This window comes from Klebsiella sp. 4_1_44FAA (assembly GCF_000238715.1).
Lineage (GTDB): Bacteria > Pseudomonadota > Gammaproteobacteria > Enterobacterales > Enterobacteriaceae > Klebsiella > Klebsiella pneumoniae.
Window position 1 is genome coordinate 730551 of sequence record NZ_JH414799.1, and the last position, 26625, is coordinate 757175.

Sequence of the window (26625 nt, forward strand, 5' to 3'; positions counted from 1 at the left end):
TCAACTTCCATACAGACTACATGGGAAATATACTGTATTAAATAACCAGGAATCCACCCTTACTTTTGTGCTATTTATCTTACCTGGGTAATCACGGCGGGGGTAAGTGGTATATAATGCAATAATCAGTATTTGAATCTATAGCGTTAAACGAGCAGGGCCTGGTAGAGGACTTTACTTTCCCCGGAAGGATTTGAAAAAGGCGGTTAAAATGAATGACTGATAAGGATGGCCAGCATACTATCGCGGTGCTATCAAAACATCCCTGCAAAACGAAATAGGGATAAAAGAAGCACTGGCGAGCTGCAGTCTGGAAGAGCGAGTCGTAGAGCTCGATATGGCATCGGACGAGAAGGGTAGGAGATTACCCGGGAAGAGATGTTAACCTTTTCATCAAACCGGCGTGATTAATAACGGGCAACAGAATCAGAGCGGCCCGGGGTTTTGAGAGCAATACTTCTGTAAAGGCCACGGCTGTGGATGCGCTGTTATGAATGTATTTGTAAAATTTATCACCATCCAGAGTCGCCTTGAAAAAAAAAAGCCCAGCGACAGGCTGGGGTGTAATTACACGCATAAAGGGATATGCCATTTTCAACACAATATGCGAATCTTAATTTATGGAATAACTGCGGGTGAGCTACCCGCTTCCATAAAGATTGCAGGGGAAACTATACTGTATTTAATGACCAGGAATCCATCCTTATCGATGTGCTATTTTTCTTACTTGTGTAATACGGAAAGGGAAAATAGCCCGATAAACTATCTTTTACCGATATGCCGACTAAAACAGGAAAGCCGTCTGCCTGCTTATCCAGTGGGCGAATAATTCATATCATTAGCGGGAGGCTCTCCCTTCCTGACCTCAATTCCTGATGGTGGCGTATAGAGGGGATAGCTGATTGATATCCTTTATCAAGGAGATTGCGCCTCCATCGGCGGAATGCTATGGCAATCGAAGCCCTGCTGAACATGGCGATCAGGCAGGCCCGATGGAGAGAAAAGTGCGGGCGTTGTTGCTAATTTCCTGAGACGGGCGTAATGACCGTCTCAAGCATAGCCCGGGAGTTCTCAACTGCATTTCAGGCGTAAATAGGGCCTACAGAACCTTCAGGTTTATATTTAAGCGTCTGAGACTTCTACAGCAGCAAGCCAGATGTGGTTATTGTGAGTTCGGAAGTTGAACTGGGCCTCATGGAATGCAACCGGGCCGACATTTTGAGTTTTGTGAAGGGTATCAGCAGTAACAACCATCCCCGGTTCTCAGGTGAAGGGGGTAGGGGCGACGCGACTGGATATCACTGGCCAGGCTTTCGCTTACCCCACACGGCCCCGCCATAATGTGAATCTATGACCAGGCAAACCACAATGAAAGACACGCTTGCGACGTCTCTTTAGTAGCATTTTCCCCGAAGAGAGGTGAGCTATGTCATTGAAATTTCGGTGACTAATTGGTTTTGAAAGGCGATTTTTTTCTTGCCATAATAAAGTTAACATTAAGGCGATTACGATCAAAAAAATTGTTCTGATTAAAGCACAGCGGCATGTTATTGCGTAAACTTTAAAAACTTTACCAACTCGCTGTTTCTTTAAGGTCATTTGTACGCTTTACTCACCGGTTGCTGCGGCGCGGTCAGAGTGGCGCGGCATATTTTGTTTGGAAAGGATACTTGGGTGGCTCTTATGATGCATGACGCTTTTTCCCTTCGCGGCCTCGCGGCAGGTTGCGCGCTGTTATTTCTTGTCGCACCTGCGGTGCAGGCTGCGGAACAACTCCCCGACGCCCCTTCAATTGACGCTCGCGCCTGGATCCTGATGGACTATGCCAGCGGGAAGGTGCTCAGCGAAGGCAATGCCGATGAAAAACTCGACCCGGCCAGTCTGACGAAGATCATGACCAGCTACGTGGTAGGGCAGGCAATAAAAGCGGGAAAAATCAAACTGACCGATATGGTGACCGTTGGGCGCGATGCCTGGGCGACCGGCAACCCGGCGCTGCGCGGCTCATCGGTGATGTTCCTCAAGCCTGGCATGCAGGTTTCCGTAGAAGATCTGAACAAAGGGGTCATCATTCAGTCCGGTAACGACGCCAGCATTGCGATTGCTGACTACGTAGCGGGCAGCCAGGACGCTTTCGTTAGCCTGATGAACGGCTACGCCAAAAAAATGGGGCTGACCAACACCACCTTTATGACCGTCCACGGCCTTGACGCGCCGGGGCAGTTCAGCACCGCCCGCGATATGGCGCTGCTGACCAAAGCGATGATCCACGACGTACCGGAAGAGTACGCGGTACATAAAGAGAAAGAGTTCACTTTCAATAAAATTCGCCAGCCGAACCGCAACCGCCTGCTGTGGAGCAGTAACCTCAACGCCGATGGCGTGAAAACCGGGACCACCGCCGGGGCCGGCTATAACCTCGTCTCCTCGGCCACTCAGGGTGATATGCGTTTGATTGCCGTGGTGCTGGGGACCAAAACCGACCGCATTCGCTTTAACGAGTCAGAAAAACTGCTGACCTGGGGCTTCCGCTTCTTTGAAACCGTGACGCCGATTAAACCAGATGCCACCTTCGTTACCCAGCGCGTGTGGTTTGGCGATAGCAATGAAGCGAAACTGGGGGCTGGCGAGGCGGGCTCTATCACTTTGCCGAAGGGCCAGCTGAAAAACCTGAAAGCCAGCTATACCTTAAATCAGCCGCAGCTTACCGCGCCGCTGGAGAAGGGGCAGGTGGTCGGGACTATCGACTTTAAGCTAAATGATAAAACCATTGAACAGCGTCCGCTAATTGTTATGGAGTCGGTAAAAGAGGGCGGCTTTTTCAGCCGGATGATCGACTTCGTGCTGATGAAACTGCACGGCTGGTTCGGCAGCTGGTTCTCCTGATGCCTGCCCGCGCCCTGCGGGGCGCGGGCAGCGACGCTTCAATACAGTAGGGAAATCTGCTGCGCCTTCGCCAGCGCGACCAGCTCATCATCCGGGCAGATATCGCTGGCGATCACGTCAAATTTCGCTAACGCCCCCATGCGCGCCGGACGCACTTTGCCAAACTTGCTGTGGTCGACCACCAGCACATGGTAGCGCGCGTGACGCATCGCCCAGTGCTTGACCGGCAGCTCCTCCAGGTTATAGCAGGTCGCCCCCTGCTCGCAGTCAATGCCCGCCGCCGAGTAAAAGGCGATGTCGGGGCTTAGATGGCTGAGGGTATCTTCAAGGCTCAGCGGCATAAAAATCGCGTTGCTGGCGTGAAATTCCCCACCGCACAGGACCGCGCGGCACTGGGGTTTTTCCTGCAGGGCCAGAAAGGTGTTCAGGGAGTAGCAGACGCCGGTGAAGGGCAGGGCATCGTCAATGGCGTCAATAATCCACGGCGTGGTGGTCCCGCAGTCGAAGAAGGCCATCTGATGGGCCTCCAGCAGCGCGGCCGCATGGCGAGCGGCACGGCGTTTTTCCTCGACCAGCCGGGTTTTTTGATCGCTGAGCAGATAATGGGTGGCGCTGCGCGGCTCCAGCACAATGTATCCGCCGAGCAGCACAACCGGGCCGCTGTGGCCATTGAGGTCGCGACGAATGGTCATTTCTGACACCCCAAGCAGGGAAGCGGCTTCTTTCAGATGCAGCTTATCGCTGCGTTTAAGTGCCTGAATGAGCTGACTGATACGTTCGTCACGGCGAGTTTCCATATTCCCTCTGCGCTAAAATCGCCCTGCGGGGGCAGGGCGTTAGCGGGATTTTACCTGTCGCTTGCGGGTTAGTCACGCGGTGGCCGCAGCGACGGCGGCGTTTAGCCGCGCACCCAGCCTTTGCGGATTGGCAAGGAGAAGCAGAGACGATACAGCCGCTGCAGCTGATGGTATAGCGCCGGGCCGAACGTGTGCCAGATCAGCGCCGCGCCAAGGCAGCCGCACATCCCGGCCAGCAGCCCGCCGACCATATCCAGCGGCCAGTGCACGCCGAGATAGACACGGGACCAGGCGATGGCGGCGGCAATGGCCATCAGCAGGGCGCCGGACCACAGGCGATGCCAGAACAGGAAGGCCAGGGCAAAGGTAAAGCTGACGGTGCCATGGTCGCTGGGGAAGGAGTCGTCCGCCGCGTGGTGCAGGAAGTTATAGCCTACGCCGGCGACAAACGGCCGATCGTGCGGATAGAGGTGGCCGATCGCCCACGACACGGTCAGGCTGATCGTCAGCGCCAGCATCAGCTTAAACACCATCTGCCGCTGGGCAGGCCCCCACAGCCACAATGTCACCACCAGCAGAGGTACGATCAGAATCAGATCTTTAGCGATGAAGATCGCCATCTCAATGGCCCACTGCGGCGAGGCAGGCGTCGCGTTGAGCAGGGCGAACAGCGCATAGTTAATTTTTTCCAGCATAGACTTCCAGGCTCGTTGGTCCGATAGCAATTAAGCCGCCTACCCTAAATAAAAGCGGTGCGGAGTTAAAGGCGGCATTGTCTTAAAGATCAGGTTGTTATGAAATCCACTACCATAAAGTCTACGGCTAACAGCCTGAAAAACGTCAGTATATCGTTTGTCACATTGCTGAAACATAAACGGAATATATACACAGGCTGAATAACAGGGGAGAGGCAGGACGATGGCGCACGGCTCGTAATATTGTGCGGTGTCACCCACAATTCACTATCTCCGCGCCGGGAGTTTCATTACACTTTGCGCGATTTTTGATAGATAAGAGATTTCATGCAAAATTATTCGCTTTCAGGCCGCCGCCTCGGAAGGCAGGCGCTGTTGTTCCCGTTATGTCTGGTGCTGTACGAGTTTTCCACTTATATCGGCAACGATATGATTCAGCCGGGCATGTTAGCCGTGGTGCAGGAATTTCAGGTGGGCAACGAATGGGTACCTACCTCAATGACTGCCTATCTGGCAGGCGGCATGTTTTTACAGTGGCTGCTGGGGCCGCTGTCGGATCGTATTGGCCGCCGTCCGGTGATGTTGACCGGCGTAGTATGGTTCATCGTCACCTGCCTGGCGACGCTGCTGGCGCAGACCATTGAGCAGTTTACCCTGCTGCGCTTCCTGCAGGGGATCAGCCTGTGCTTTATCGGCGCGGTGGGCTATGCGGCGATACAGGAGTCCTTTGAGGAGGCGGTGTGTATCAAAATCACCGCCCTGATGGCTAACGTGGCGCTGATAGCCCCGCTGCTGGGGCCGCTGGTGGGCGCCGCCTGGGTGCATATCCTGCCGTGGGAGATGATGTTTGTCCTGTTCGCCGTGCTGGCGGCCATCTCGTTCTTCGGCCTGCAGCGGGCGATGCCGGAGACCGCGACGCGGCTGGGCGAAAAGCTGTCGGTGAAAGAGCTGGGCCGCGACTATCGGCTGGTGCTGAAGAACCTGCGCTTCGTCGCCGGCGCGCTGGCCACCGGCTTTGTCAGCCTGCCGCTGCTGGCGTGGATTGCCCAGTCGCCGGTGATTATTATCAGCGGCGAACAGGCCACCAGCTATGAGTACGGCATGCTGCAGGTGCCGATTTTCGGGGCGCTGATTGCCGGCAACCTGGTGCTGGCGCGCCTGACTGCGCGCCGGACCGTGCGCTCGCTGATTATCATGGGCGGTTGGCCGATCATGTTTGGCCTGATCCTCTCTGCGGCGGCGACCGTGGTCTCTTCCCACGCTTATCTGTGGATGACGGCCGGTCTGAGCTTCTACGCCTTCGGGATTGGCCTCGCGAACGCCGGCCTGGTGCGTTTAACCCTGTTCGCCAGCGAGATGAGTAAAGGCACGGTCTCGGCGGCGATGGGAATGCTGCAGATGCTGATCTTCACCGTCGGCATCGAGCTCAGCAAACATGCTTACGAGCTGGGCGGCAACGGGCTGTTCAGCCTGTTTAACCTGCTGGGTGGGGTACTATGGCTGGGGCTGATGATTTACTTTCTGAAAGATAAAAGCGTCGGCAATTCGCAGCAGGGGTAGTTGTTTTCAACCCGGATGCGCTCGCATCCGGGTCTTATCAGGCGAACGGCACTTCGCGATCCAACACCTTATCAATAATCTGCAGGACACCTTCTTCGTTGTTATGCGGCGCCTGATAGCGGGCGACGGCTTTGACGTCTTCCCGGGCGTTGGCCATGGCAAAGCCAAACCCGGCGTGCTGCAGCATTTCGATATCGTTGCCGCTGTCGCCGAACGCCACTACCTCGTGATCCTCAATGCCCCAGCGCTGCTGCAAAATGCGCAGCCCGTTGGCTTTGTGCACACCCGGGATAATTAAGTCGATGCTGCCGTAGCCGGTGGCCACCGCGGTGACCATGTCCCCCAGCGCCGCGTGCAGCTTCGGCTGAATTTCCGGGATCAGGCTGTCTGGCACGTTGAGACCAAATTTGAGGATGGTGTCATCGAGATGGTTAAAATCATCCACCAGTTCAAGGCGGTGATAATACTTCGCCGCCACCGTCTTCAGCGCGTCGTTGTAGCGATTGAGGGTGTAGGCGCTGCGCTTCCCGCAGGCGATGATTTCGATATTCGGCAACGTCTGCAGATGGTCGACCACGGCGTTGAAGTGGTGAACCGGCAGTTGGCAGTTGAAGACGTCTTCATTGCCGCTCACCACCCAGCCGCCGTTTTCCGCCACGAAGGCGATCTGATGGGCGATCTCCGGGAAAAAGGAGATCAGCTGATAATATTGGTTGCCGCTGGCGACCACGAAGCGAATATTCTGTTCGCGCATTCGCTGGTACTGGGCGAGGAAGCGCGGCCGGTTGTAAGTTTTGGCATCGCTTAAAAAGGTGCCGTCCATATCCACCGCAATCAGTTTGATGCTCATTAGCTGTTCTCCATAACGGGTTCAGATTGTGGCTTAGCCACCGCGCGGGCGACCAGCGCCGCCACCATCACCAGACCCAGCACCACCATCATGGCGCTGCGCAGGCCGAAGTGTTCGCCGAGGAAACCCAGCAGCGGCGGCCCGACGAGGAAAGCGAGATAGCCGGTGATCGCCACCACGCTGACGCGCTTGGGCGCGTCCGGCCCGGTATCGCTGGCGGCGGAGATGGTCAGCGGGAAGCCGAGCGAGGCGCCAATGCCCCACAGCAGCACCGAGATGCCCGCCACCCAGGGGTTATCGACGAAGATGATCAGGCCTATGCCGAGGGCGCCCATCACTGCGCTGCCGCGGACCACCGCCACCCGGCTGTAGCGATCGATAAACCAGCCGCCGGTAAAGCGGCCCAGCGTCATGCCGAGGGTGAAACCGGCATAAATCAGGGAGCCGGAGGTGGGGCTAAAGCCGTGGCCATCCACCATCAGCAGCGGCAGCCAGTCGTTGGCCGAGCCTTCGGCAAAGGCCATCGCCAGGACAATGACGCCGATCAGCAGCAGCTGCGCGTCGCGCCACACCGGCAGACCTTTCGCCTCACCGTGGGCGACTTCGGCGGCATTTTTACCGGTGCCGTCGGGAATGGCGCGGATAGCAATGGCGATGGGCAGGATAGCCACCAGCGCAGCCGCCAGGATGTGCGGGGCGGCCGGCAGACCGAATCCGGTCACTGCCATGCCCACCCCGGCGCCGAACAGGGTGCCAAAGCTGTAGAAGCCATGCATCATCGGCAGCACCGTTTTATTCATCTCCCGCTCGATCGCCGCGCCTTCGACGTTAATAGCGACCTCTGCGGAGCCGAAGCTGGCGCCGAAGATAGCCAGACCGAAGGCGAACAGCGGGGCGGAAGTGACCCACAGCGCCAGGCTGAGCACCAGCATGCCAAGCACGGCGAAGGACATGGTGGTGCGGATGACCTTGCGCGTACCAAAGCGCTTCACCAGCCACGCCGAGCAGAGAATACCGCTCATCGACCCCACCGACAGACCAAACAGCACCACGCCCATCTCTGCGGTGGATAGCGCCAACAGATCGCGGATCGCCGGCGTGCGGGTGGCCCAGGAGGCCATTAACAAGCCGGGGATGAAAAAGAACATAAACAGCGCCCACAGCCGAAGCTGCAGCGCTCTGCGCGAGGATTGCGTCGTCATCCGTAAACGCCTTAAAGGAGAAGAGTGAAGACAACAGTAGCAAGTAAGTGTACATTTGTACATAAACCGGAAGAGGAAAATCATGGCCCGTAGACCAAACGATCCGCAGCGCCGCGAGCGCATCCTGCAGGCGACGCTGGATACCATCGCGGCGCACGGCATCCATGCGGTGACGCACCGTAAAATCGCCACCTGCGCGAATGTGCCGCTGGGATCGCTGACCTACTATTTCAGCGGCATTGAGGCGTTAATTGAGGAGGCGTTCAGCCTGTTTACCGCCGAGATGTCGGCGCAGTATCAGCAAGGCTTCGTCGGGGTAACGAACCGGGAACAAGCCTGCGATGCCATCGCGGATCTGATCTTCAGCGCCCAGGTGACCACGGCGCGCAATATGGAGCTGATGTACCAGCTGTACGCGTTCTGCAGCAGTCAGCCGGCGCTGAAGGCGGTGATGCAGAACTGGATGCGGCGCAGCCAGCAGACGCTGGAGCAGTGGTTCGCCCCCGATACCGCCCGCGGTCTCGACGCCTTTATTGAAGGGATGACCTTGCACTTTGTCACCGACCGCGCGCCGCTGTCGAAGGCGGCAATCCGCATGATGGTCGGGCAGCTGGCGGGGGAGAGGGCGCAGGAAGAGGGGCGCTGAAGCGGCGTTTCACCCGGAATGGCTAAACGCAGGCAACAAAAAACCCATCAACCTTGAACCGAAGTGGCGGGGTTGATGGGCTCCACAAAATGGGGACATCAAAGAAAAGCAGTGGCATTACTTATGACTGATGCCCTGAGAAAAAGTTCTGCCTGTGACGGCTTTTTTCTCAAAAAATTATTGTAGCCCTGGCCAGATGATCACGATGAGCGTCCCGGCAAGGGTAAGCAGCACGTTGGCGATGGCGTAGGTCCCTGCGTAGCCGAGCGCTGGAATATTGCTGCGCGCGGTATCGCTGATGATCTCCATCGCCGGGGCGCAGGTGCGGGCTCCCATCATGGCGCCGAACAGCATCGCCCGGTTCATGCGCAGCACGTAGGCGCCGAACAGGAAGCAGATCACCACCGGCACCAGGCTGACGATAAGCCCTGCCGCCAGCATCTGGCCGCCGACGGCGCCCAGCCCGTTATTGATCCCGGCCCCGGCGCTGAGACCGACCCCGGCCATAAACACCATCAGACCAAACTCTTTCACCATGTTCAGCGCCCCCTGCGGGATATAGCCGAAGGTTGGGTGGTTGGCGCGCAGGAAGCCAAGCATGATGCCGGCGAACAGCAGGCCGGCGGCGTTGCCGATGCCGAAGCTGAAGGAGCTGAACTGGAAGGTGATCATGCCGATCATCAGGCCAACGATAAAGAAGGCGCAGAAGGCCAGCAGATCGGTCACCTGGCTGTGAATGGAGATAAAGCCGATGCGGTCGGCCACGGTTTTTACGCGGCGGGCGTCGCCGCTGACCTGCAGCACGTCGCCTTTGTTCAGTACGACGTTATCGTCGATAGGCATCTCGATCTGGCTGCGAATAACCCGGTTTAAGAAGCAGCCGTGGTCGGTAAGCTTGAGCTGCGCCAGGCGGCGGCCGACGGCGTTGTGGTTTTTGACCACAATCTCTTCAGTGACGATGCGCATGTCGAGCAGATCGCGGTCGAACACCTCTTTACCGTTGCGGAAGCTCGGGTCGAGGCGGGCGTGGGCGTCCGGGTAGCCCACCAGCGCAATATCGTCACCCATCTGCAGCACCGCGTCGCCGTCCGGGTTGGCCAGAATACCGTTGCGACGAATGCGTTCAATATAGCAGCCGGTCTGGCGGTAAATACCCAGTTCGCGCAGATTTTTGCCATCCGCCCAGGCCACCAGCTCCGGGCCGACGCGGTAGGCGCGGATCACCGGCAGGTAGACTTTACGTTTGGAATCGGTATCGAGGCCGCGCTCGCGGGCGATTTGCTGGGCGCTGGTCTGCAGATCCTGATGCTGCAGCTTGGGCATATAGCGGGCGCCGACGATCAGGCTCACCAGACCAACCAGATAGGTCAGGGCATAGCCGAGGCTCAGATGGTCAAGCGACTGCGCCAGCTGATCGCTGGGCAGGCCGAAATGGCGCAGGGTGTCGCCCGCGCCCACCAGCACCGGGGTGGAGGTCATGGCGCCTGCCAGCATACCGGCGGTGAGCCCGATATCCCAGCCGAACACTTTACCCAGCACCATGGCGATCAGCATCGCGCTGCCGACCATCACCAGCGCCAGCATCAGGTAGTTTTTCCCGTCGCGGAAAAAAATAGAAAAAAAGTTGGGCCCGGCTTCTACGCCAACGCAAAATATAAACAGCATAAAGCCGAGATTAAGGGCATCGGTGTTAATCGCGAAATGCTGCTGGCCTAATAATAGAGAAACGACTAAAACGCCAATGGAATTACCAAGTTGTACTGAGCCGAGACGCAGTTTTCCCAGGCATAGTCCTAATGCAAGTACAACGAATAATAACAGGATGTAATTCCCGTTTAACAAATCTGCGACGTTTATATTCACGAAAGCCAACTTCTCATTTACTAGTAAGTTGTTGAAGGAAATGGTTATTTGGTCTAAGGTTGCTCAGGCGTTCGCGTTGTCGCGAACCTATTCTGGCACCCTGTTATAACCAGCAAAAATATACCGCTAGTTTAATCCTTCCTGGATGCGGCGGCTAGTGACAATCGTTTTTAGGCTGGTAGGGGAGTTATTGGCATGGATTGCCGAAATGCTTTATCTGACTGGGCGACGTGGACGTGAGTTAGAGGCAACATCAGGAGGATACGGTGAAATCTGAGCGTAGTTGGGCCGGCATTATCTGTGGCTTCGTTCTGTTCATTGTGGTGTGCTTATCGTTGTTGTTACATATGAAAGGGGCATTTCGCGCCAGCGGCAACCCGGAGCTGGGCCTGCTCTTCTTTTTGCTGCCAGGGGCGGCGGCGAGCTGTCTCTCTCCCGGACGGCGGGTGCTGCGTCCTTTGCTCGGCGCGATACTGGCGGCGCCGGTCTGCATGGTGACGATGCGGCTGTTCTTCGTGACCCACCGGACGTTCTGGCAGGAGATGGCGTGGGTGTTGAGCGCCGTGTTCTGGTGCGCGCTTGGGGCATTGTGCTTTTTGTTTATCTGCGCCTGGCTTGATACCTGGCGCAGTCATTCATCGAGCAAATAAATTGACTCAGGCAAACAGGCCGAGATTCTCTTTTGCCCAGGCTTCAAAATCGGTGCAGCCGCCGATGTGTTTCTGGTCGACGAAAATCTGCGGCACGGTTTCAACCGGTTTGCCAACGGTTTTTTCCAGGTCAGCTTTGCTGATGCCTTCGGCATGAATATCCACGTAGCGGTAGTTGAAATCATCACGCTCGTTGGTCAGTTTTTCTGCCAGTTCTTTAGCGCGAACGCAGTAAGGGCAGCCTGGACGACCAAAAATAACGGTAAACATTGCTTCTCTCCTTAAACCTCAGCCGGATGGCGAATGGCGCTTATGATGCCTGCAACGGGCGGGGAGGGAAAGAAGGTTCTGCCTTTTACTTCGATGGTTTACGGCTATGTTTGATAAATGTCGGACTGTCAAAACCCGTATACTGGCCCGACGGCGCGGTGGAATTGGCTGGCGCGCCGCGTTTATCAACCGGAGAGGCGTGATGCGAAAATTTGCCCCATTGCCGAAAAGCATACTGCTGGTTGAGATCCTCGGGATGGGGCTGTTAACCCTCGCCTGGCTCTCCCTTAACCAGTATGTCCAGCTGCCTGCGCCCATTGCCAGCCCGACCGCGGCGCTGGTGATGCTCTTTGCCGGGATCGTGCTGATGATCCCCGCCGCCCTCGTCGTTATGTGGCGGATGGCGCAGATCGTGGCCCCGCAGTTAACGCACTCTCCAAAGCCTGAATCCTTGTCTGACAGAGAAAAACGTAATGACGCCGACCATTGAGCTGCTGCGCAGCCACCGTTCCATCCGCCACTTCACCGATGCCCCCGTGAGCGACGAACAGCGCGCAGAGATTATCGCCAGCGCGCAAGCGGCATCTACCTCGAGTTTTTTACAGTGCACCTCCATCATCCGTATTACTGACCCGGCCCTGCGTGAACGTCTGGTCCCGCTGACCGGCGGCCAGCAGCACGTCGCCCAGGCAGCGGAGTTTTGGGTCTTCTGCGCCGACTTTAATCGCCACCTGCAGATCTGCCCACAGGCGCAGCTGGGGCTGGCGGAACAGCTGCTGATCGGCGTTGTCGATACGGCGCTGCTGGCGCAAAACGCGCTGACCGCCGCCGAGTCCCTCGGACTAGGGGGCGTCTATATCGGCGGGTTGCGCAACAGCATTGAGGCCGTCACAGAGCTGCTGGAGCTGCCGCAGCACGTCCTGCCGCTGTTCGGTCTTTGCCTTGGCTGGCCGGCGGATAACCCGGATATCAAGCCGCGGATGCCGGCGGCCATGCTGGTGCATGAGAACCGCTATCAGCCGCTGGATAACGCGCTGCTGGCGGAGTATGACGAACAGCTGGCGCACTATTATCTGTCGCGCGGCAGCAACGCCCGCCGCGATACCTGGAGCGACCATATCCGGCGCACTATCGTGAAAGAGAGTCGTCCGTTTATTCTTGACTATCTGCATAAGCAGGGGTGGGCAACGCGCTGATTACGTGTACACTGCTGCTCCGGCCAGGTGATATCCGCCGCCGGCCGCAGGAAAGGTGAAAGTGTGTTCGATAGCTGAGGCCCGCCAGAGCGGGTCTTTTCGCAGAGGTGCAGGATGAAAATTGCCATATTATCCCGGGATGGAACGCTTTATTCATGTCGGCGCCTGCGCGAAGCAGCGCAACAGCGCGGTCATCAGATCGAGATCCTCGATCCGCTTTCCTGTTATATGAACGTCAGCCCGGTGGCCTCGTCGATCCACTACAAAGGGCGTCAGCTGCCGCAATTTGATGCGGTGATCCCGCGCATTGGCTCGGCGATCACCTACTATGGCACCGCGGCCCTGCGCCAGTTTGAGCTCCTGGGAAGCTATCCGCTGAACGAATCGGTCGCTATTACCCGCGCTCGCGATAAGCTGCGCTCGCTGCAGCTGCTGGCGCGCCAGGGCATCGATCTGCCATTGACCGGCATCGCTCACTCCCCGGATGACACCAGCGATCTGATCGCCATGGTGGGCGGCGCGCCGCTGGTGGTGAAGCTGGTGGAGGGCACCCAGGGGATCGGCGTGGTGCTGGCGGAGACCCGCCAGGCGGCGGAGAGCGTGATCGACGCCTTTCGCGGACTGAACGCTCATATTCTGGTGCAGGAATACATTGCCGAAGCGAAAGGGTGCGATATCCGCTGCCTGGTGGTCGGCAATGAGGTGGTGGCGGCGATCGAGCGGCGGGCGAAAGAGGGGGATTTCCGCTCTAACCTGCACCGCGGCGGCATGGCCACGGTGGCGCAGATTAGCGACGAGGAGCGGGCCATTGCCATCAAGGCAACGCAAACTCTCGGGCTGGACGCCGCCGGTGTCGATATTTTACGCGCCGCCCGCGGGCCGCTGGTGATGGAGGTGAATGCCTCGCCGGGGCTGGAAGGGGTGGAAACCACCACCGGCGTGGATGTCGCCGGCAAGATGATCGCCTGGATCGAGCGCCAGGCGACGCCGGAATTCTGTTTGAAAATAGGCGGCTAACCGCCGGATGCAAGACGGCCATGGTATGCGGCGCTTTTTTTGCGTAAGCTATGGCGTCGTTTTTCCACTGTAAGAGGTCACAGGCACTATGGATTCACTGGTCGTTCCAGGTCTGGATACGCTACGTCGCTGGCTGGACGAGATCGGCATCAGCTTTTTTGAGTGCGATTCCTGTCAGGCATTGCACCTGCCGCATATGCAGAATTTCGACGGTATTTTTGATGCCAAAATTGACCTGGTGGACAACGTGGTGCTCTTTTCCGCCCTGGCGGAGGTGAAGCCGTCTGCCCTGCTGGCGCTGTCGGCGGATCTCTCGGCCATCAACGCCAGCTCGTTAACCGTGAAGGCGTTTATCGACATTCAGGACGATAATTTGCCCAAGCTGGTGGTTTGCCAGTCGCTGTCTATCGGCCCAGGGGTGACCATGGAGCAGTTCGCCTGGTTCTTCCGCCAAAGCGAAGAGCAGATCTCGATGGTAATCCTCGAAGCCGGCGCAAATCAGCTGCTGTACAAAGGCGAAGAAGAAGAGCCTGCGGCGGAAAACGTGCAATACCATTTTCTTCACTAAACCTGCCTAAAATTAGCGCAGCCACTACCGCAGCGGCTGCGTATTACCCGCTTTTATTCTGCATTTAACCTTTCTTTAAAGCATTATTCACCGCCATTCAGGCCGTTTTGGCTTATCACGTAGACCGTTATTGCATAAAAATTTGATAAAAGGCGTTTTTTTACCTGGGCTATAGCCTCTTATTCTGGCTACAGTTATTCTGGCGATGCTTCCAGTTGCGAGCAACCACTCCGGGAGAGATCCGCTCTCCTTTTCTCAGGCAATGAAAAAATATGCATGATTTTTGCATGCGTAGAAATGCGTATATTTGAGCCCGTAAGTTAACGGGTGTTGAGAAGGAAAAGAGATATGACCGCCTTTGGTAAAAAATGGTTAACAGGTCTGGTTACGGGTGCGCTGATGGCCGTCTCTGCCGGTTCGCTCGCCGCCGAACAAAAAACCCTGCATGTTTATAACTGGTCTGATTATATCGCGCCGGACACGGTAGCGAATTTTGAAAAAGAGACCGGGATTAAAGTGGTGTATGACGTTTTTGATTCCAACGAAGTGCTGGAAGGCAAATTAATGGCGGGTAGCACCGGTTTCGACCTGGTGGTGCCGTCGGCAAGCTTCCTCGAACGCCAGCTGGCGGCGGGCGTGTTCCAGCCGCTGGATAAAAGTAAGCTGCCCCACTGGAAGAATCTTGACCCCGAAGTGCTGAAGCTGGTCGCCAAGCATGACCCGGAGAATAAATACGCCATGCCTTACCTGTGGGCGACGACGGGCATTGGCTACAACGTGGATAAGGTGAAAGCCGTTCTCGGCAAAGATGCGCCGGTGGACAGTTGGGATCTGGTGCTGAAGCCGGAGAACTTCGAAAAACTGAAAAGCTGCGGCGTCTCCTTCCTCGACGCGCCGGAAGAGATTTTCGCCACCGTGCTGAACTACCTCGGCAAAGATCCGAACAGCAGCAAAGCGGATGATTACACCGGCCCGGCGACCGATCTGCTGCTGAAGCTGCGGCCGAACATTCGCTACTTCCACTCTTCGCAATATATTAACGACCTTGCCAATGGCGACATCTGCGTGGCGATCGGCTGGGCAGGGGACGTCTGGCAGGCGGCCAACCGCGCGAAAGAGGCGAAGAACGGCGTCAATGTCTCCTACTTTATTCCGAAGGAAGGCGCGCTGGCGTTCTTTGACGTCTTTGCCATGCCGGCCGACGCGAAGAATAAAGATGAAGCCTATCAGTTCCTTAACTATCTGATGCGTCCGGACGTCATCGCCAAAATCAGCGACCAGGTGTTCTACGCCAACGGCAACAAGGCTTCCACGCCGCTGGTCAGCGAGACTATCCGTAACAACCCGGCGATTTATCCGCCAGCGGATGTGTTCGCCAAACTGTTCACGCTGAAGGTGCAGGATCCGAAGATTGACCGCGTGCGCACCCGCGCGTGGACCAAAGTGAAGAGCGGCAAATAATTCCTGACGGCCCGTCGAACACGGGCCAAATCAGATCTGCACTCGCCGGGAAATAGCAGCGCGCCCGGCGAGCAGAAGCACCAGGATGGTGCAAATGCACTGTTAAGCACGAAGTATGGCACCGGACCATATGGTGATCGTTTTTTTGCCGGAGAGCACCCGATTGAACGACGTAATGCCCCGCCCACAGGCGAAAGCCCCCAAAGCGCTGACCCCGCTACTGGAAATCCGTAACTTAACCAAGTCGTTTGATGGCCAGCATGCGGTCGACGACGTCAGTCTCACTATCTACAAAGGCGAAATTTTTGCTCTGCTGGGCGCGTCAGGCTGCGGGAAATCGACGCTGCTACGCATGCTGGCGGGCTTTGAACAACCGACCGCCGGGCAGATTATGCTCGACGGCGTGGATCTGGCGCGCGTGCCGCCCTATCAGCGGCCTATTAATATGATGTTCCAGTCCTATGCCCTGTTTCCCCATATGACCGTTGAGCAGAATATTGCCTTCGGCCTGAAGCAGGACCGCCTGCCTAAGGCGGAAATCACCGCCCGGGTGCAGGAGATGCTGGCCCTGGTACATATGCAGGAGTTTGCCAAACGTAAGCCGCGCCAACTCTCAGGCGGCCAGCGGCAGCGCGTCGCGTTGGCGCGCAGCCTGGCGAAACGGCCCAAGCTGCTGCTGCTTGATGAACCGATGGGGGCGCTGGATAAAAAGCTGCGCGATCGCATGCAGCTCGAGGTGGTGGATATTCTTGAGCGCGTTGGCGTGACCTGCGTGATGGTAACCCACGATCAGGAAGAGGCGATGACCATGGCGGGCCGTATCGCCATCATGAATCGCGGCAAGTTTGTGCAGATTGGCGAACCGGAAGAGATTTACGAGCACCCGACTACCCGCTACAGCGCCGAGTTTATCGGCTCGGTGAACGTCTTTGAAGGGCTGGTGAAGGAGCGTCTGGAAGACGGTCTGGTGCTAAGCTCGCCGGGACTGATGCATCCGCTGAAGGTCGACCCCGACGCCTCGGTGGTGGACAACGTGCCGGTCTGGGTGGCGCTGCGTCCGGAGAAGATCATGCTGTGCGATGAACCGCCGGCGGACGGCTACAATTTTGCCGTCGGCGAGGTGATTCATATCGCCTATCTGGGGGATCTCTCTATCTATCATGTGCGCCTGCAAAGCGGGCAGATGATCAGCGCCCAGCTGCAGAATGAACACCGCCATCGGAAAGGGACGCCCACCTGGGGCGATGAGGTGCGTTTATGCTGGGATGCTGACAGCTGCGTTGTGCTGACGGTGTGAGGAGAGGGCGATGAATACCGTTGAATCCCCGTCAGGGGCGAAAAAACCGGGCGGCTTCGCGCTGTGGGCGGCGCGCCTGCAGATGGCGCATGGCCGCAAGCTGGTGATTGCGCTGCCCTATCTGTGGCTGATCCTGTTGTTTATGCTACCGTTCCTGATCGTGTTCAAGATAAGTCTTGCCGAGATGGCGCGGGCGATCCCTCCCTACACCGAGCTGATGGAGTGGGCGGACGGCCAGCTGACGCTGACGCTTAACTTTGCCAACTTCCTACAGTTGACTGACGATCCGCTCTATTTTGAAGCTTATCTCCAGTCGCTGCAGGTGGCGGGTATCTCGACGATCTGCTGCCTGCTGCTGGGCTATCCGCTGGCCTGGGCGGTGGCGCACAGCAAGCCGTCGACGCGTAATATTCTGCTGCTGTTGGTGATCCTCCCGTCGTGGACCTCGTTTTTGATCCGCGTCTATGCCTGGATGGGGCTGCTGAAGAGCAACGGGGTGTTGAATAACTTCCTGGTGTGGTTAGGGGTTATCGATCAGCCGCTGGAGATCCTGCACACCAACCTGGCGGTGTACATCGGTATCGTGTATGCCTATCTGCCGTTTATGGTGCTGCCTATCTACACCGCGCTGACCCGCATCGACTATTCGCTGGTGGAGGCCTCGCTGGATCTCGGCGCCCGGCCGCTGAAGACCTTCTTCCAGGTGATCGTCCCGCTCACCAAAGGCGGCATTATCGCCGGCTCCATGCTGGTGTTTATCCCGGCGGTAGGCGAGTTCGTGATCCCGGAACTGCTGGGCGGGCCGGACAGCATCATGATTGGCCGCGTGCTGTGGCAGGAGTTCTTTAACAACCGCGACTGGCCGGTCGCCTCGGCGGTGGCGATTGTCATGCTGCTGTTGCTGATCGTGCCGATCATGTGGTTCCACAAGCACCAGCAAAAACAGATGGGAGAGCAGGGATGAACGACTTGCCGGTAGTACGCTCGCCGTGGCGCATTCTGATCCTCGTGCTCGGATTCACCTTCCTCTACGCCCCGATGCTGATGCTGGTGATCTACTCGTTCAACAGCTCGAAGCTGGTAACGGTCTGGGCCGGATGGTCGACGCGCTGGTATAGCGAACTGTTCCACGATGATGCGATGATGAGCGCGGTAGGATTGAGCCTGACCATCGCCGCCTGCGCGGCGACGGCGGCGGCGATCCTCGGTACCATCGCCGCGGTGGTGATGGTGCGCTTTGGGCGTTTTCGCGGCTCCAACGGCTTCGCGTTTATGATCACCGCGCCGCTGGTCATGCCGGACGTGATCACCGGTCTCTCGCTGCTGCTGCTGTTCGTGGCGCTGGGACATGCCATCGGCTGGCCGTCGGACCGCGGCATGTTGACCATCTGGCTGGCGCATGTCACCTTCTGTACCGCCTACGTGGCGGTGGTGATCTCCTCGCGCCTGCGCGAGCTGGACCACTCCATTGAAGAGGCGGCGATGGATCTTGGCGCCGCGCCGCTGAAGGTCTTCTTCGTCATCACGCTGCCGATGATTATGCCAGCGGTGATCTCCGGCTGGCTGCTGGCCTTCACGCTGTCGCTGGATGACCTGGTGATCGCCAGCTTTGTCTCCGGTCCCGGGGCCACGACCTTGCCGATGCTGGTCTTCTCCAGCGTGCGCATGGGGGTCAACCCGGAGATCAACGCCCTGGCGACGCTCATCCTCGGCGTGGTCGGTATTGTTGGTTTTATCGCCTGGTATTTGATGGCCCGCGCAGAAAAGCAGCGAGTGCGCGATATCCAGCGTGCAAGACAAGGCTGAACCACCTAAAATCGGTACAGCAGCCTCCGGTCGGCGCCACCCTGTGGCGCCGTTTTCATGGAAGACATTACGTTGGGATTGTTTACGAAAACTCGCTCATCGCATGCCCGCCTTAACGTCCCTGCGCTGGTGCAGGTGGCGGCCTTTGCTATTATTTTGATTCGTGGCCTGGATCTGCTGATGATCCTCAATCTGTTGGGCCTGCAGGGGCTGAACGAATTCATACACCGCAGCGTTCAGACCTGGAACCTGACGCTGGTCTTCCTCGGCAGCCTGGCGCTGGTGTTTATCGAAATCTGGTGCGCCTTCTCGCTGGTGAAAGGGCGCAACTGGGCGCGCTGGATCTATCTGCTGACGCAGATTATCGCTGCCGGCTACCTGTGGGCGGCGTCGCTGGGCTACGGGTATCCGGAGCTGTTCAGCATTCCCGGGGAATCAAAACGAGAAATTTTCCACTCGCTGGTGATGCAAAAACTGCCGGATCTGCTGGTTCTGACGCTGCTGTTCGTGCCGGCGAACTGCCGTCGCTTTTTCCGCCTGCAATAACGGTGATACAATCCCCGCCCCTGGATTTTTGAAGGTCAATTATGCATTGCGCACTCTACGACGCCGGCCGCTGCCGCTCCTGTCAATGGCTGGAGCGGCCGGTCCCGCAACAGCTCGCCGATAAAATGGCCGATCTGCGCACGCTGCTGGCGGCGATCCCGGTCGCAGCCTGGGGCGAGCCGGTCAGCGGGCCGGAGGCGGCTTTCCGTAACAAGGCTAAAATGGTGGTCAGCGGCAGCGTTGAGCGTCCGCTGCTGGGGATGCTGCACCGCGATGGCACTCCGGTGGACCTCACCGACTGCCCGCTCTATCCCGCCGAGTTTGCCCCGGTTTTTGCTGCCCTGAAGCCCTTTATCGCCCGCGCCGGGTTAACACCTTACAACGTCGCGCGCAAACGCGGGGAGCTGAAATATCTGCTGCTGACCACCAGCCAGCAGGGGGAGATGATGCTGCGCTTCGTGCTGCGCTCAGAGGCCAAGGTAGCTCAGCTGCGCGCCGCGCTGCCGTGGCTACAGGCACAGCTGCCGCAGCTCAGCGTGATCACGGCGAATATCCAGCCGGTGCATATGGCAATCATGGAAGGCGAGCAGGAGATCTTCTTCACCGAACAGCAGGCGCTGGGGGAGGTCTTTAATGGGGTGCCGCTGTGGATCCGCCCGCAAAGCTTCTTTCAGACCAATCCGACGGTAGCCAGCCGGCTGTACGCCACGGCCCGCGACTGGGTGCGCGCGCTGCCGGTCCAGCATATGTGGGATCTGTTTTGCGGCGTTGGGGGATTTGGCCTGCATTGCGCGACGCCGACGATGCGCCTGACCGGTATCGAGATCGCCCCGGAAGCCATCGCCTGCGCCAGACAGTCAGCCGCGCAGCTGGGGCTCAGCAATCTGCATTTTCAGGCGCTGGACTCGACGCAGTTCGCCACTCGCGAAGCGGATGCCCCGCAGCTGGTGCTGGTTAACCCGCCGCGCCGCGGTATTGGCGCTGAACTATGCGACTATTTAAGCCGCATGGCGCCGCCCTATATTATCTATTCCAGCTGTAACGCCCGCACCATGGCGACCGATATCGCTCGTCTTAGCGGCTATCGCGTTGAGCGGGTCCAGCTGTTTGATATGTTCCCTCACACCGCCCACTACGAAGTGCTGACCCTGCTGGTCCGCGAAGTTTAAACAAAATGTGAAGGCTTTGCGCCGCTGAAATCGGGTAAGCTTGAGGCAGCATGTTTTGTTATTGGTGGGGGGAATCTAATGGCCAAAACCATTCTGCTGGTGGAAGATGACGAGGATATAGCCACGCTGCTGCGGCTCAATCTTCAGGATGAGGGCTATCAGATCGTCCATGAAGCCGACGGCGGCCAGGCCCTCGCCCGGCTGGAGACGCAGGTCTGGGATGCGGTGATCCTCGATTTGATGCTGCCCGGCGTCGATGGTCTGGAGATCTGCCGGCGTATCCGCCAGATGACCCGCTACCTGCCGGTGATTATCATCAGCGCTCGCACCAGCGAAATGCACCGCGTGCTGGGCCTGGAGATGGGCGCCGACGACTATCTGGCGAAGCCCTTTTCATTGCTGGAGCTTATCGCCCGCGTCAAAGCGCTGTTTCGTCGCCAGGAGGCGATGGGGCAGAATCTGCTGATGGACGCCGGGCGCCTGTCCTGCCATGGCCTGAGCATCGACCCGCTGTCGCGCGAAGTGAAGCTGCGCGGCGAGACGGTGGACCTCACGCCGCGTGAATTCGACCTGCTGTATTACTTCGCCCGCCACCCCGGGGAAGTGTTTTCCCGCCTGGCGCTGCTGGAGCAGGTCTGGGGATATCAGCACGAGGGCTATGAGCATACCGTCAATACCCATATCAACCGCCTGCGCAGTAAAATCGAACGTGACCCGGCCGAGCCGGACATCATTCTTACCGTCTGGGGAAAAGGCTATAAGTTCGCCCCGGTGACGCAAGAGGCCGTCCCGTGATCCGCCGCCTGAGCCTCAGCCAGCGGCTGGCGCTGGTGGTGGTTTCCCTGCTGATGCTGTGCGCGGTGGCGGTATGCGCGGTCCAGTTACACAGCAGCGCGCAGTATGGCAACGCCATGGTGCAGCGTCTGTCGTCCGGGCTGGCTCAACAGATTGTCGCCCGCGAGCCGTTGCTGGACGCCCACGGCGAGGTCAACCGGCAAACCCTGAAGTCGCTGTTTGACCGACTGATGACCTTTAATCCCAGCGTGGAGCTCTATCTGCTGTCGCCGGATGGCGACCTGCTGGCCGATGCGGCGCCGCCGGGCCATATCCAGCGCCAGCGTATCGACATGGCGCCGGTGCAGGCTTTTCTCACCGGCAGTATGTCGCCGGTGTATGGCGACGATCCCCGCAGCCTTGACGGGCGAAAAGTCTTCAGCGCCGCCCCGCTGCGCGTCGACGGCCAACTGCGCGGCTACCTGTATATCATTTTGCAGGGGGAGACGTTTAATCAGCTGGCGGCCGACGCCTGGCAAAAAACGCTGTGGAGCATTGTTCTGTGGACGCTGCTGCTGGTAGCCCTGTTTGGCCTGCTGGCAGGGGGGCTGGCATGGTTCTGGGTCACCCGGCCGGTCCGCCTGCTCACCGCCCAGGTGGCGGCGAGCGGCCAGGACAGCATCAGCGCCATCAAAACCCTGGCGGCCCGCAGGCCGGAGCCCCGGCCTGGTAACGAGGTGGCGGTGCTCGAGAACCGCTTTATTGACCTTGCCCGGCAGATTGCCGATCAGTGGGATCGGCTGGCCGACAGCGATCGCCAGCGCCGTGAATTTGTGGCCAATATCTCTCACGATTTGCGCACGCCGCTGACTTCGCTGCTGGGGTATCTGGAAACGCTGACCCTGAAGGATGAATGGCTGACCGCCGAGGAGCGCAGGCAGTATCTCACCATCGCCCTGCGCCAGGGGAACAAAGTGCGCCATCTCTCGCAGCAGCTGTTTGAGCTGGCGCGACTGGAGCATGGAGGCATTAAGCCGCAGCGCGAGCGTTTCGCGATGGGGGAGCTGATTTCCGACGTGGCGCAGAAGTTTGAATTAACTGCCCGCACGCGCGAGGTGAACCTGCATATTGATGTACCGGGACCGCTGCCGCTGATTAACGCCGATGTGTCGATGATTGAGAGGGTGGTGACCAACCTGCTCGATAACGCGATGCGGCATACTCCCGTCGGCGGGGAGATCCGTCTGGCGGTCTGGCAGGAGAATCAACAGCTTCAGGTCGAAGTGGCAGACAACGGAGCGGGCGTCGATGCCGCGTTGCGCGACGACCTGTTCCAGCGGCCGTCGGCGTTGTCTACCCAGGCATCGCGGGAGGATCGCGGCGGGTTAGGGTTGCTGATTGTGAAACGAATGCTGGAGCTGCACGGGGGCGATATCAGACTGGTGGAGTCGGTAAGCGGGGCGCGGTTCAGGTTCTTCGTGCCACTTTGAGAAATCGCCGGGTGGCGGCTACGCCTTACCCGGCCATCGTGGAAGAGCGGTGGCCGGGTAAGCGCAGCGCCACCCGGCGAAAAAAGTTACTCCGGGAACCACTGGTTGCTAATTTTCTGGTAGGTACCGTCGGCCTTAATCGCTTTCAGCGCGGCGTTCAGTTTCTCCAGCAGCGCCTTGTTATCCGGGCGCACGGCAATGCCGAGTCCGGTGCCGAAGTATTGCGGGTCGGTCACTTTCGGCGTGGCTGCCCCCAGCTGCGGGTTAGTTTTCAGCCATTCGTTGACCACCGCGGTGTCGCCGAACACGCCGTCGATACGGCCATTTTTCAAATCGATAATCGCATTCTGGTAGCTGTCATAGGCGACGGTCTTCACCTCAGGATGCTTATCCTGCAGATATTTCTGGTGGGTGGTGCCGTTTTCCATGCCGATCCGTTTGCCTTTCAGGTCATCGAAAGAATGGAACGCATCTTTTTTGGCGATCACCAGCGCCGAGTTGGCGTAGTACGGGTCGGTGAAGGCCACCTGCTTGCTCCGCTCCGGCGTAATATCCATTCCGGAAATCACCGCATCATATTTCTTGAACTTCAGCGCCGGGATCAGGCTGTCAAACGCGTGGTTGGTAAAGGTACATTCTGCCTGCATTTGTTTGCACAGCGCGTGGGCCAGATCGATATCAAAGCCGACAATCTGGTTATTAGCGTCCATCGATTCAAACGGCGGATAGGTTGCGGAGACGCCAAAACTGATTTTTTCCGCGGCAGCGGCGCCGAACGCGAAAGAGGTGAGCAGTGCAGCCAGAACTAACTTTTTCATCGTGGAACTCCCGTCTGTCTATCTTATGATTATTCACCGTGTCTGCGGCATAGAGTGACAATGCCATTAAATGAATTTATATGCAATAAATTTGATTAAATATTTTTATAGGCATAAAAAAAGACGGACAGGTGTTAGACTTGTCCGCCTTGCTGTTTGCTTTTTATGCAATATGCTCTGGTGCTAGCTACGTCGCTCGAAGGCCAGCGCTTTGCGTTCCACCAGGCGCATCAGCAGCGTCAGCAGTCCATTAACGATGAGATAGATAATCCCGGCGGCGCCGAACACCATCACGTCGTAGGTGCGTCCGTACAGCAGCTGGCCGTGGCCCATCACTTCCATCAGCGTGATGGTGTAGGCCAGAGAGGTACTCTTGAAAACCAGCACCACTTCGTTGGAATAGGACGATAGCGCACGCTTAAAGGCGTACGGCAGCAGGATCGCCAGAGTATCCTTTTTACTCATCCCCAGCGCGCTGCAGGACTGCCATTGCCCGTCGGGGATCGCCCGGATGGCGCCATAAAACAGCTGAGTGGTGTAGGCGGCGCTGTTGAGCGACAGAGCGATCAGGGCGCACAGCCACGGCTCGGAGATAAGATGCCACAGCCACGGATACTCCTGCAGCGAAGGGAACTGTCCCGGGCCGTAGTAGATCAGGAAGATCTGCACCAGCAGCGGCGTACCGGTAAACAAGGTGATATAGCCGCGAACTATCCATACCAGCCCCGGCGTCTTCAGGGTCAGGATAATGGTGAAGATCAGCGACAGGATCAGCGCCACGATAATCGACGCCACGGTCAGTGTCAGGCTGGTATGCAGTCCTTTCAGCAGTTCGGGTAAATAGTCGAGCATCAGCCTGGTCTCCGTTCGAAGCGCGTCGCACGCTGGTCAATCCGCTTAAGGATGTATTGACTCAACAGGGTGATGACGAGATAGATTGCCGCCGCAATGATATACCAGTTAAAGGGTTCCTGAGTGCGGGTGGCGATGCTTTTGGTCTGCAGCATCAGATCGTTGACGCTGATCAGGCTCACCAGCGCGGTGTCCTTCAGCAGCACCAGCCACTGGTTACCGAGGCCGGGCAGGGCATGGCGCCACATCTGCGGCATCACCAGACGGAAGAATATGGCCGCTTTCGACAGCCCCAGCGCCTGGCCGGACTCCCACTGGCCCTGCGGAACCGCTTTTAGCGCGCCGCGCAGCGTTTGCGAGGCGTAAGCGGCATACAGCAGCGACAGGGCGATCGCCCCGCAGAGGAACGGGCTGACGTCAAAGTTCTCAATCTGCATCTGGACCGGGATCTGCGTGAACCCGAGCGGGATGGTGAAACCGTCAGAGAGCGTCAGCAGCAGCTGGGAAGAGCCGAAATAGATAAACAGCACCACCAGAATTTCCGGTAGCCCGCGCAGGATGGTCACTATGCCGGTTGCAAGCCAGGCTACCGGGCGCCATTTCACTGACTCCAGTACCGCAAAGAGCATCGCCAGGACCAGGCCGATGACGAGCGCGCAAACGGCAAGGCCGACGGTCATCCCGGCGGCGCTTGCTAATGGAAAAATTTCGTTCATTCAGTCTTACTTCTGGAACCATTTGTTATAGATGGTCTGGTAAGTGCCGTCTTTCTTCACTTTTTCCAGCGCAGCGTTAAATTTCTGCTGCAGGTCGGTGTTGCCCTGACGTACGGCAATGCCCAGCCCGGTGCCGAAATAGGCTTTGTCGGTCACTTTATCGCCCACGGCCGCCAGCTTCGGATTGCTCTTCAGCCATTCGGTCACCACGGCGGTGTCGCCAAAGACCGCGTCGATACGACCGTTCTGCAGGTCCAGCTTCGCATTCTGGTAGCTGTCGTAAGGCACGGTAGTGATTTCCGGATGTTTATCGGTGATGAATTTCTGGTGTGTGGTGCCGTTCTGCACGCCCACTTTTTTGCCCTTCAGCTGGTCAATGCTGGTGAACTTACCCTGCTGGCCGACGAACAGCGCCGAGTTGTCATAATACGGGGTAGAGAACAGCACCTGCTTTTCACGCTCCGGCGTGATGTCCATCCCGGCCATGACCGCGTCGAAACGGCGGAATTTCAGTCCCGGGATCAGGCTGTCAAAGGCCTGGTTGGTGAAGGTACAGGTGGCGTCGATCTCTTTACACAATGCGTTCGCCAGATCGACATCGAAACCGACGATCTGGTTGTTGGCGTCCACCAGCTCAAACGGAGGGTAAGAGGCCTCGGTGGCGAAACGAATGGTCTGCGCGGCGGAAGCGGAGAGGCTCATGCCTGCGAGCAGGGCGGCAATCAGTACTTTTTTCATCGTCATTTCCCCGAAAAACATCAATGTGAAAGATAGTTTTTAAACGCGTCAGTTTGCGGATGCGTGAAGCAGGAGGCATCCCCTTGCTCGACGATATGGCCATTTTCCATATACACCACCCGGCTGGCCGTCTTGCGCGCCACTTCAACTTCGTGGGTGACGATAACCTGGGTAATGCCGGTTTCAGCCAGCTCGCGGATGATGCTGACGATCTGGGCAGTGATTTCCGGGTCGAGCGCCGCGGTAGGCTCATCGAACAGCAGAACCTGCGGCTCCATCATCAGCGCGCGGGCGATGGCCACCCGCTGTTGTTGGCCGCCGGATAAATGCAGCGGGTAACGATCGCTGTACGGCTTCAGACGCAGGCGCTCCAGCAGCTTCTCTGCGCGAGCCAGCGCCTGATCCTTGCTTAACCCCAGTACGCGACAGGGGGCCTCGATCAGGTTCTGCTGTACCGTCAGGTGCGGCCACAGGTTGTATTGCTGAAAGACCATGCCGACGTTCTGACGCAGCTCGCGAATCGCTTTATCGGACGGCGCTCTGGTGAAATCGAATTGGTTGCCGGCGATGGATAACGAACCGGACCGCGGCATCTCCAGCAGGTTGAGTACGCGCAGCAGCGAGCTCTTCCCGGCACCGCTGGGGCCGAGCAGCACCAGCGTTTCCCCCTGCGGGCAATCCAGCGTGATGTCGAACAGCGCCTGGTGCGCGCCGTAGAAGCAATTAATGCCGTTTAGTTTAATACTCATCTGGGCAGT

Annotated in this window: 28 protein-coding genes; 17 read left to right on the forward strand and 11 right to left on the reverse strand. The window is 58.0% G+C overall.

Features of this window, described 5'->3' with window-relative positions; all coding sequences use genetic code 11:
* Positions 1-902 precede the first annotated feature (902 nt).
* Both HMPREF1024_RS31235 and dacC read left to right on the forward strand, forming a co-directional pair.
* Positions 903-1031, forward strand: a complete 129-nt coding sequence (locus HMPREF1024_RS31235) for a hypothetical protein (RefSeq protein ID WP_020806119.1) — start codon at positions 903-905, stop codon at positions 1029-1031.
* A 652-nt stretch (positions 1032-1683) separates the two neighbouring features.
* A complete protein-coding gene (gene dacC, locus HMPREF1024_RS17005) occupies positions 1684-2886 on the forward strand; it encodes a serine-type D-Ala-D-Ala carboxypeptidase (protein WP_004191175.1) in 1203 nt (400 codons plus the stop codon).
* Positions 2887-2924: 38 nt separating this feature from the next.
* On the opposite strand, the gene deoR is transcribed toward dacC, so the two are convergent.
* The gene (gene deoR, locus HMPREF1024_RS17000) at positions 2925-3683 is read right to left on the reverse strand and encodes a DNA-binding transcriptional repressor DeoR (protein ID WP_004151717.1); all 759 of its coding nucleotides are present in this window, start codon (positions 3681-3683) and stop codon (positions 2925-2927) included.
* Positions 3684-3784: 101 nt separating this feature from the next.
* Positions 3785-4378: an undecaprenyl-diphosphate phosphatase gene (gene ybjG, locus HMPREF1024_RS16995; protein ID WP_004183502.1), complete on the reverse strand. Its 594-nt coding sequence runs from the start codon at positions 4376-4378 to the stop codon at positions 3785-3787.
* A gap of 327 nt (positions 4379-4705) precedes the next feature.
* Between ybjG and kdeA the strand changes: the two genes are divergently transcribed.
* The gene (gene kdeA / locus HMPREF1024_RS16990; RefSeq protein ID WP_004141972.1) at positions 4706-5938 is read left to right on the forward strand and encodes a multidrug efflux MFS transporter KdeA; all 1233 of its coding nucleotides are present in this window, start codon (positions 4706-4708) and stop codon (positions 5936-5938) included.
* A gap of 37 nt (positions 5939-5975) precedes the next feature.
* On the opposite strand, the gene HMPREF1024_RS16985 is transcribed toward kdeA, so the two are convergent.
* Together HMPREF1024_RS16985 and HMPREF1024_RS16980 are read right to left on the reverse strand one after the other, a co-directional pair.
* Positions 5976-6788: a Cof-type HAD-IIB family hydrolase gene (locus HMPREF1024_RS16985; RefSeq protein WP_009308237.1), complete on the reverse strand. Its 813-nt coding sequence runs from the start codon at positions 6786-6788 to the stop codon at positions 5976-5978.
* Entirely contained in the window at positions 6788-7990 is a 1203-nt protein-coding gene (locus HMPREF1024_RS16980; protein ID WP_004151719.1) for an MFS transporter, read from the reverse strand. Before HMPREF1024_RS16980 ends, HMPREF1024_RS16985 begins: the two co-directional genes overlap by 1 nt.
* Before the next feature lie 82 nt (positions 7991-8072).
* On the opposite strand from HMPREF1024_RS16980, the gene HMPREF1024_RS16975 reads away from it, so the two are divergent.
* Positions 8073-8636: a TetR/AcrR family transcriptional regulator gene (locus HMPREF1024_RS16975; RefSeq protein WP_004141969.1), complete on the forward strand. Its 564-nt coding sequence runs from the start codon at positions 8073-8075 to the stop codon at positions 8634-8636.
* A gap of 177 nt (positions 8637-8813) precedes the next feature.
* On the opposite strand, the gene HMPREF1024_RS16970 is transcribed toward HMPREF1024_RS16975, so the two are convergent.
* Entirely contained in the window at positions 8814-10499 is a 1686-nt protein-coding gene (locus tag HMPREF1024_RS16970) for an aspartate:alanine antiporter (protein ID WP_004179131.1), read from the reverse strand.
* A gap of 266 nt (positions 10500-10765) precedes the next feature.
* On the opposite strand from HMPREF1024_RS16970, the gene ybjM reads away from it, so the two are divergent.
* Complete coding sequence (gene ybjM / locus HMPREF1024_RS16965) at positions 10766-11149, forward strand: inner membrane protein YbjM (RefSeq protein ID WP_002896351.1); 384 nt, start codon at positions 10766-10768, stop codon at positions 11147-11149.
* Positions 11150-11155: 6 nt separating this feature from the next.
* Here ybjM and HMPREF1024_RS16960 read toward each other — a convergent pair whose 3' ends face one another.
* Complete coding sequence (locus HMPREF1024_RS16960; protein WP_002896352.1) at positions 11156-11419, reverse strand: GrxA family glutaredoxin; 264 nt, start codon at positions 11417-11419, stop codon at positions 11156-11158.
* A gap of 202 nt (positions 11420-11621) precedes the next feature.
* Between HMPREF1024_RS16960 and HMPREF1024_RS16955 the strand changes: the two genes are divergently transcribed.
* From HMPREF1024_RS16955 to HMPREF1024_RS16900, 12 genes are all read left to right on the forward strand, one after another.
* A complete protein-coding gene (locus HMPREF1024_RS16955; RefSeq protein WP_004179132.1) occupies positions 11622-11909 on the forward strand; it encodes a YbjC family protein in 288 nt (95 codons plus the stop codon).
* The gene (gene nfsA, locus HMPREF1024_RS16950) at positions 11893-12615 is read left to right on the forward strand and encodes a nitroreductase NfsA (RefSeq protein WP_004179133.1); all 723 of its coding nucleotides are present in this window, start codon (positions 11893-11895) and stop codon (positions 12613-12615) included. Before HMPREF1024_RS16955 ends, nfsA begins: the two co-directional genes overlap by 17 nt.
* Positions 12616-12729: 114 nt before the next feature.
* Complete coding sequence (gene rimK, locus HMPREF1024_RS16945; protein ID WP_009308238.1) at positions 12730-13632, forward strand: 30S ribosomal protein S6--L-glutamate ligase; 903 nt, start codon at positions 12730-12732, stop codon at positions 13630-13632.
* Between the two features lie 88 nt (positions 13633-13720).
* Positions 13721-14200, forward strand: a complete 480-nt coding sequence (locus HMPREF1024_RS16940; protein WP_002896365.1) for a YbjN domain-containing protein — start codon at positions 13721-13723, stop codon at positions 14198-14200.
* Positions 14201-14548: 348 nt separating this feature from the next.
* On the forward strand, positions 14549-15661 hold the full coding sequence (gene potF, locus HMPREF1024_RS16935) for a spermidine/putrescine ABC transporter substrate-binding protein PotF (protein ID WP_009308239.1): 1113 nt from the start codon (positions 14549-14551) through the stop codon (positions 15659-15661).
* Between the two features lie 163 nt (positions 15662-15824).
* Positions 15825-16958 (forward strand): putrescine ABC transporter ATP-binding subunit PotG, encoded by a 1134-nt coding sequence (gene potG / locus HMPREF1024_RS16930; RefSeq protein WP_040212691.1) that lies wholly within the window; start codon positions 15825-15827, stop codon positions 16956-16958.
* 10 nt (positions 16959-16968) lie between these two features.
* Positions 16969-17922, forward strand: a complete 954-nt coding sequence (gene potH / locus HMPREF1024_RS16925) for a putrescine ABC transporter permease PotH (protein ID WP_009308241.1) — start codon at positions 16969-16971, stop codon at positions 17920-17922.
* The gene (gene potI / locus HMPREF1024_RS16920; RefSeq protein ID WP_002896372.1) at positions 17919-18764 is read left to right on the forward strand and encodes a putrescine ABC transporter permease PotI; all 846 of its coding nucleotides are present in this window, start codon (positions 17919-17921) and stop codon (positions 18762-18764) included. Before potH ends, potI begins: the two co-directional genes overlap by 4 nt.
* 57 nt (positions 18765-18821) lie before the next feature.
* Positions 18822-19310: a YbjO family protein gene (locus tag HMPREF1024_RS16915; protein WP_002896376.1), complete on the forward strand. Its 489-nt coding sequence runs from the start codon at positions 18822-18824 to the stop codon at positions 19308-19310.
* 41 nt (positions 19311-19351) lie between these two features.
* Positions 19352-20479 carry a 23S rRNA (uracil(747)-C(5))-methyltransferase RlmC gene (rlmC, locus tag HMPREF1024_RS16910; RefSeq protein ID WP_009308242.1) on the forward strand — a complete coding sequence of 376 codons (1128 nt, stop codon included), beginning with the start codon at positions 19352-19354 and terminating at the stop codon, positions 20477-20479.
* Between the two features lie 78 nt (positions 20480-20557).
* A complete protein-coding gene (locus tag HMPREF1024_RS16905; RefSeq protein ID WP_004183506.1) occupies positions 20558-21274 on the forward strand; it encodes a response regulator transcription factor in 717 nt (238 codons plus the stop codon).
* Positions 21271-22743 (forward strand): ATP-binding protein, encoded by a 1473-nt coding sequence (locus tag HMPREF1024_RS16900; protein WP_009308243.1) that lies wholly within the window; start codon positions 21271-21273, stop codon positions 22741-22743. Before HMPREF1024_RS16905 ends, HMPREF1024_RS16900 begins: the two co-directional genes overlap by 4 nt.
* An 86-nt stretch (positions 22744-22829) precedes the next feature.
* Here HMPREF1024_RS16900 and artJ read toward each other — a convergent pair whose 3' ends face one another.
* The 5 genes from artJ to artP form a co-directional block, all read right to left on the reverse strand.
* Positions 22830-23561, reverse strand: coding sequence for an arginine ABC transporter substrate-binding protein ArtJ (gene artJ, locus HMPREF1024_RS16895; RefSeq protein ID WP_002896384.1), 732 nt, complete (start codon positions 23559-23561; stop codon positions 22830-22832).
* 183 nt (positions 23562-23744) lie between these two features.
* Complete coding sequence (gene artM / locus HMPREF1024_RS16890) at positions 23745-24413, reverse strand: arginine ABC transporter permease ArtM (RefSeq protein WP_004141917.1); 669 nt, start codon at positions 24411-24413, stop codon at positions 23745-23747.
* Positions 24413-25129, reverse strand: a complete 717-nt coding sequence (artQ, locus tag HMPREF1024_RS16885; RefSeq protein ID WP_002896386.1) for an arginine ABC transporter permease ArtQ — start codon at positions 25127-25129, stop codon at positions 24413-24415. The genes artM and artQ overlap by 1 nt, the downstream gene beginning before the upstream one ends.
* A gap of 6 nt (positions 25130-25135) precedes the next feature.
* Complete coding sequence (artI, locus tag HMPREF1024_RS16880; RefSeq protein WP_002896390.1) at positions 25136-25867, reverse strand: arginine ABC transporter substrate-binding protein ArtI; 732 nt, start codon at positions 25865-25867, stop codon at positions 25136-25138.
* 20 nt (positions 25868-25887) lie between these two features.
* Positions 25888-26616, reverse strand: a complete 729-nt coding sequence (artP, locus tag HMPREF1024_RS16875) for an arginine ABC transporter ATP-binding protein ArtP (RefSeq protein ID WP_002896392.1) — start codon at positions 26614-26616, stop codon at positions 25888-25890.
* Between the last annotated feature and the right edge of the window lie 9 nt (positions 26617-26625).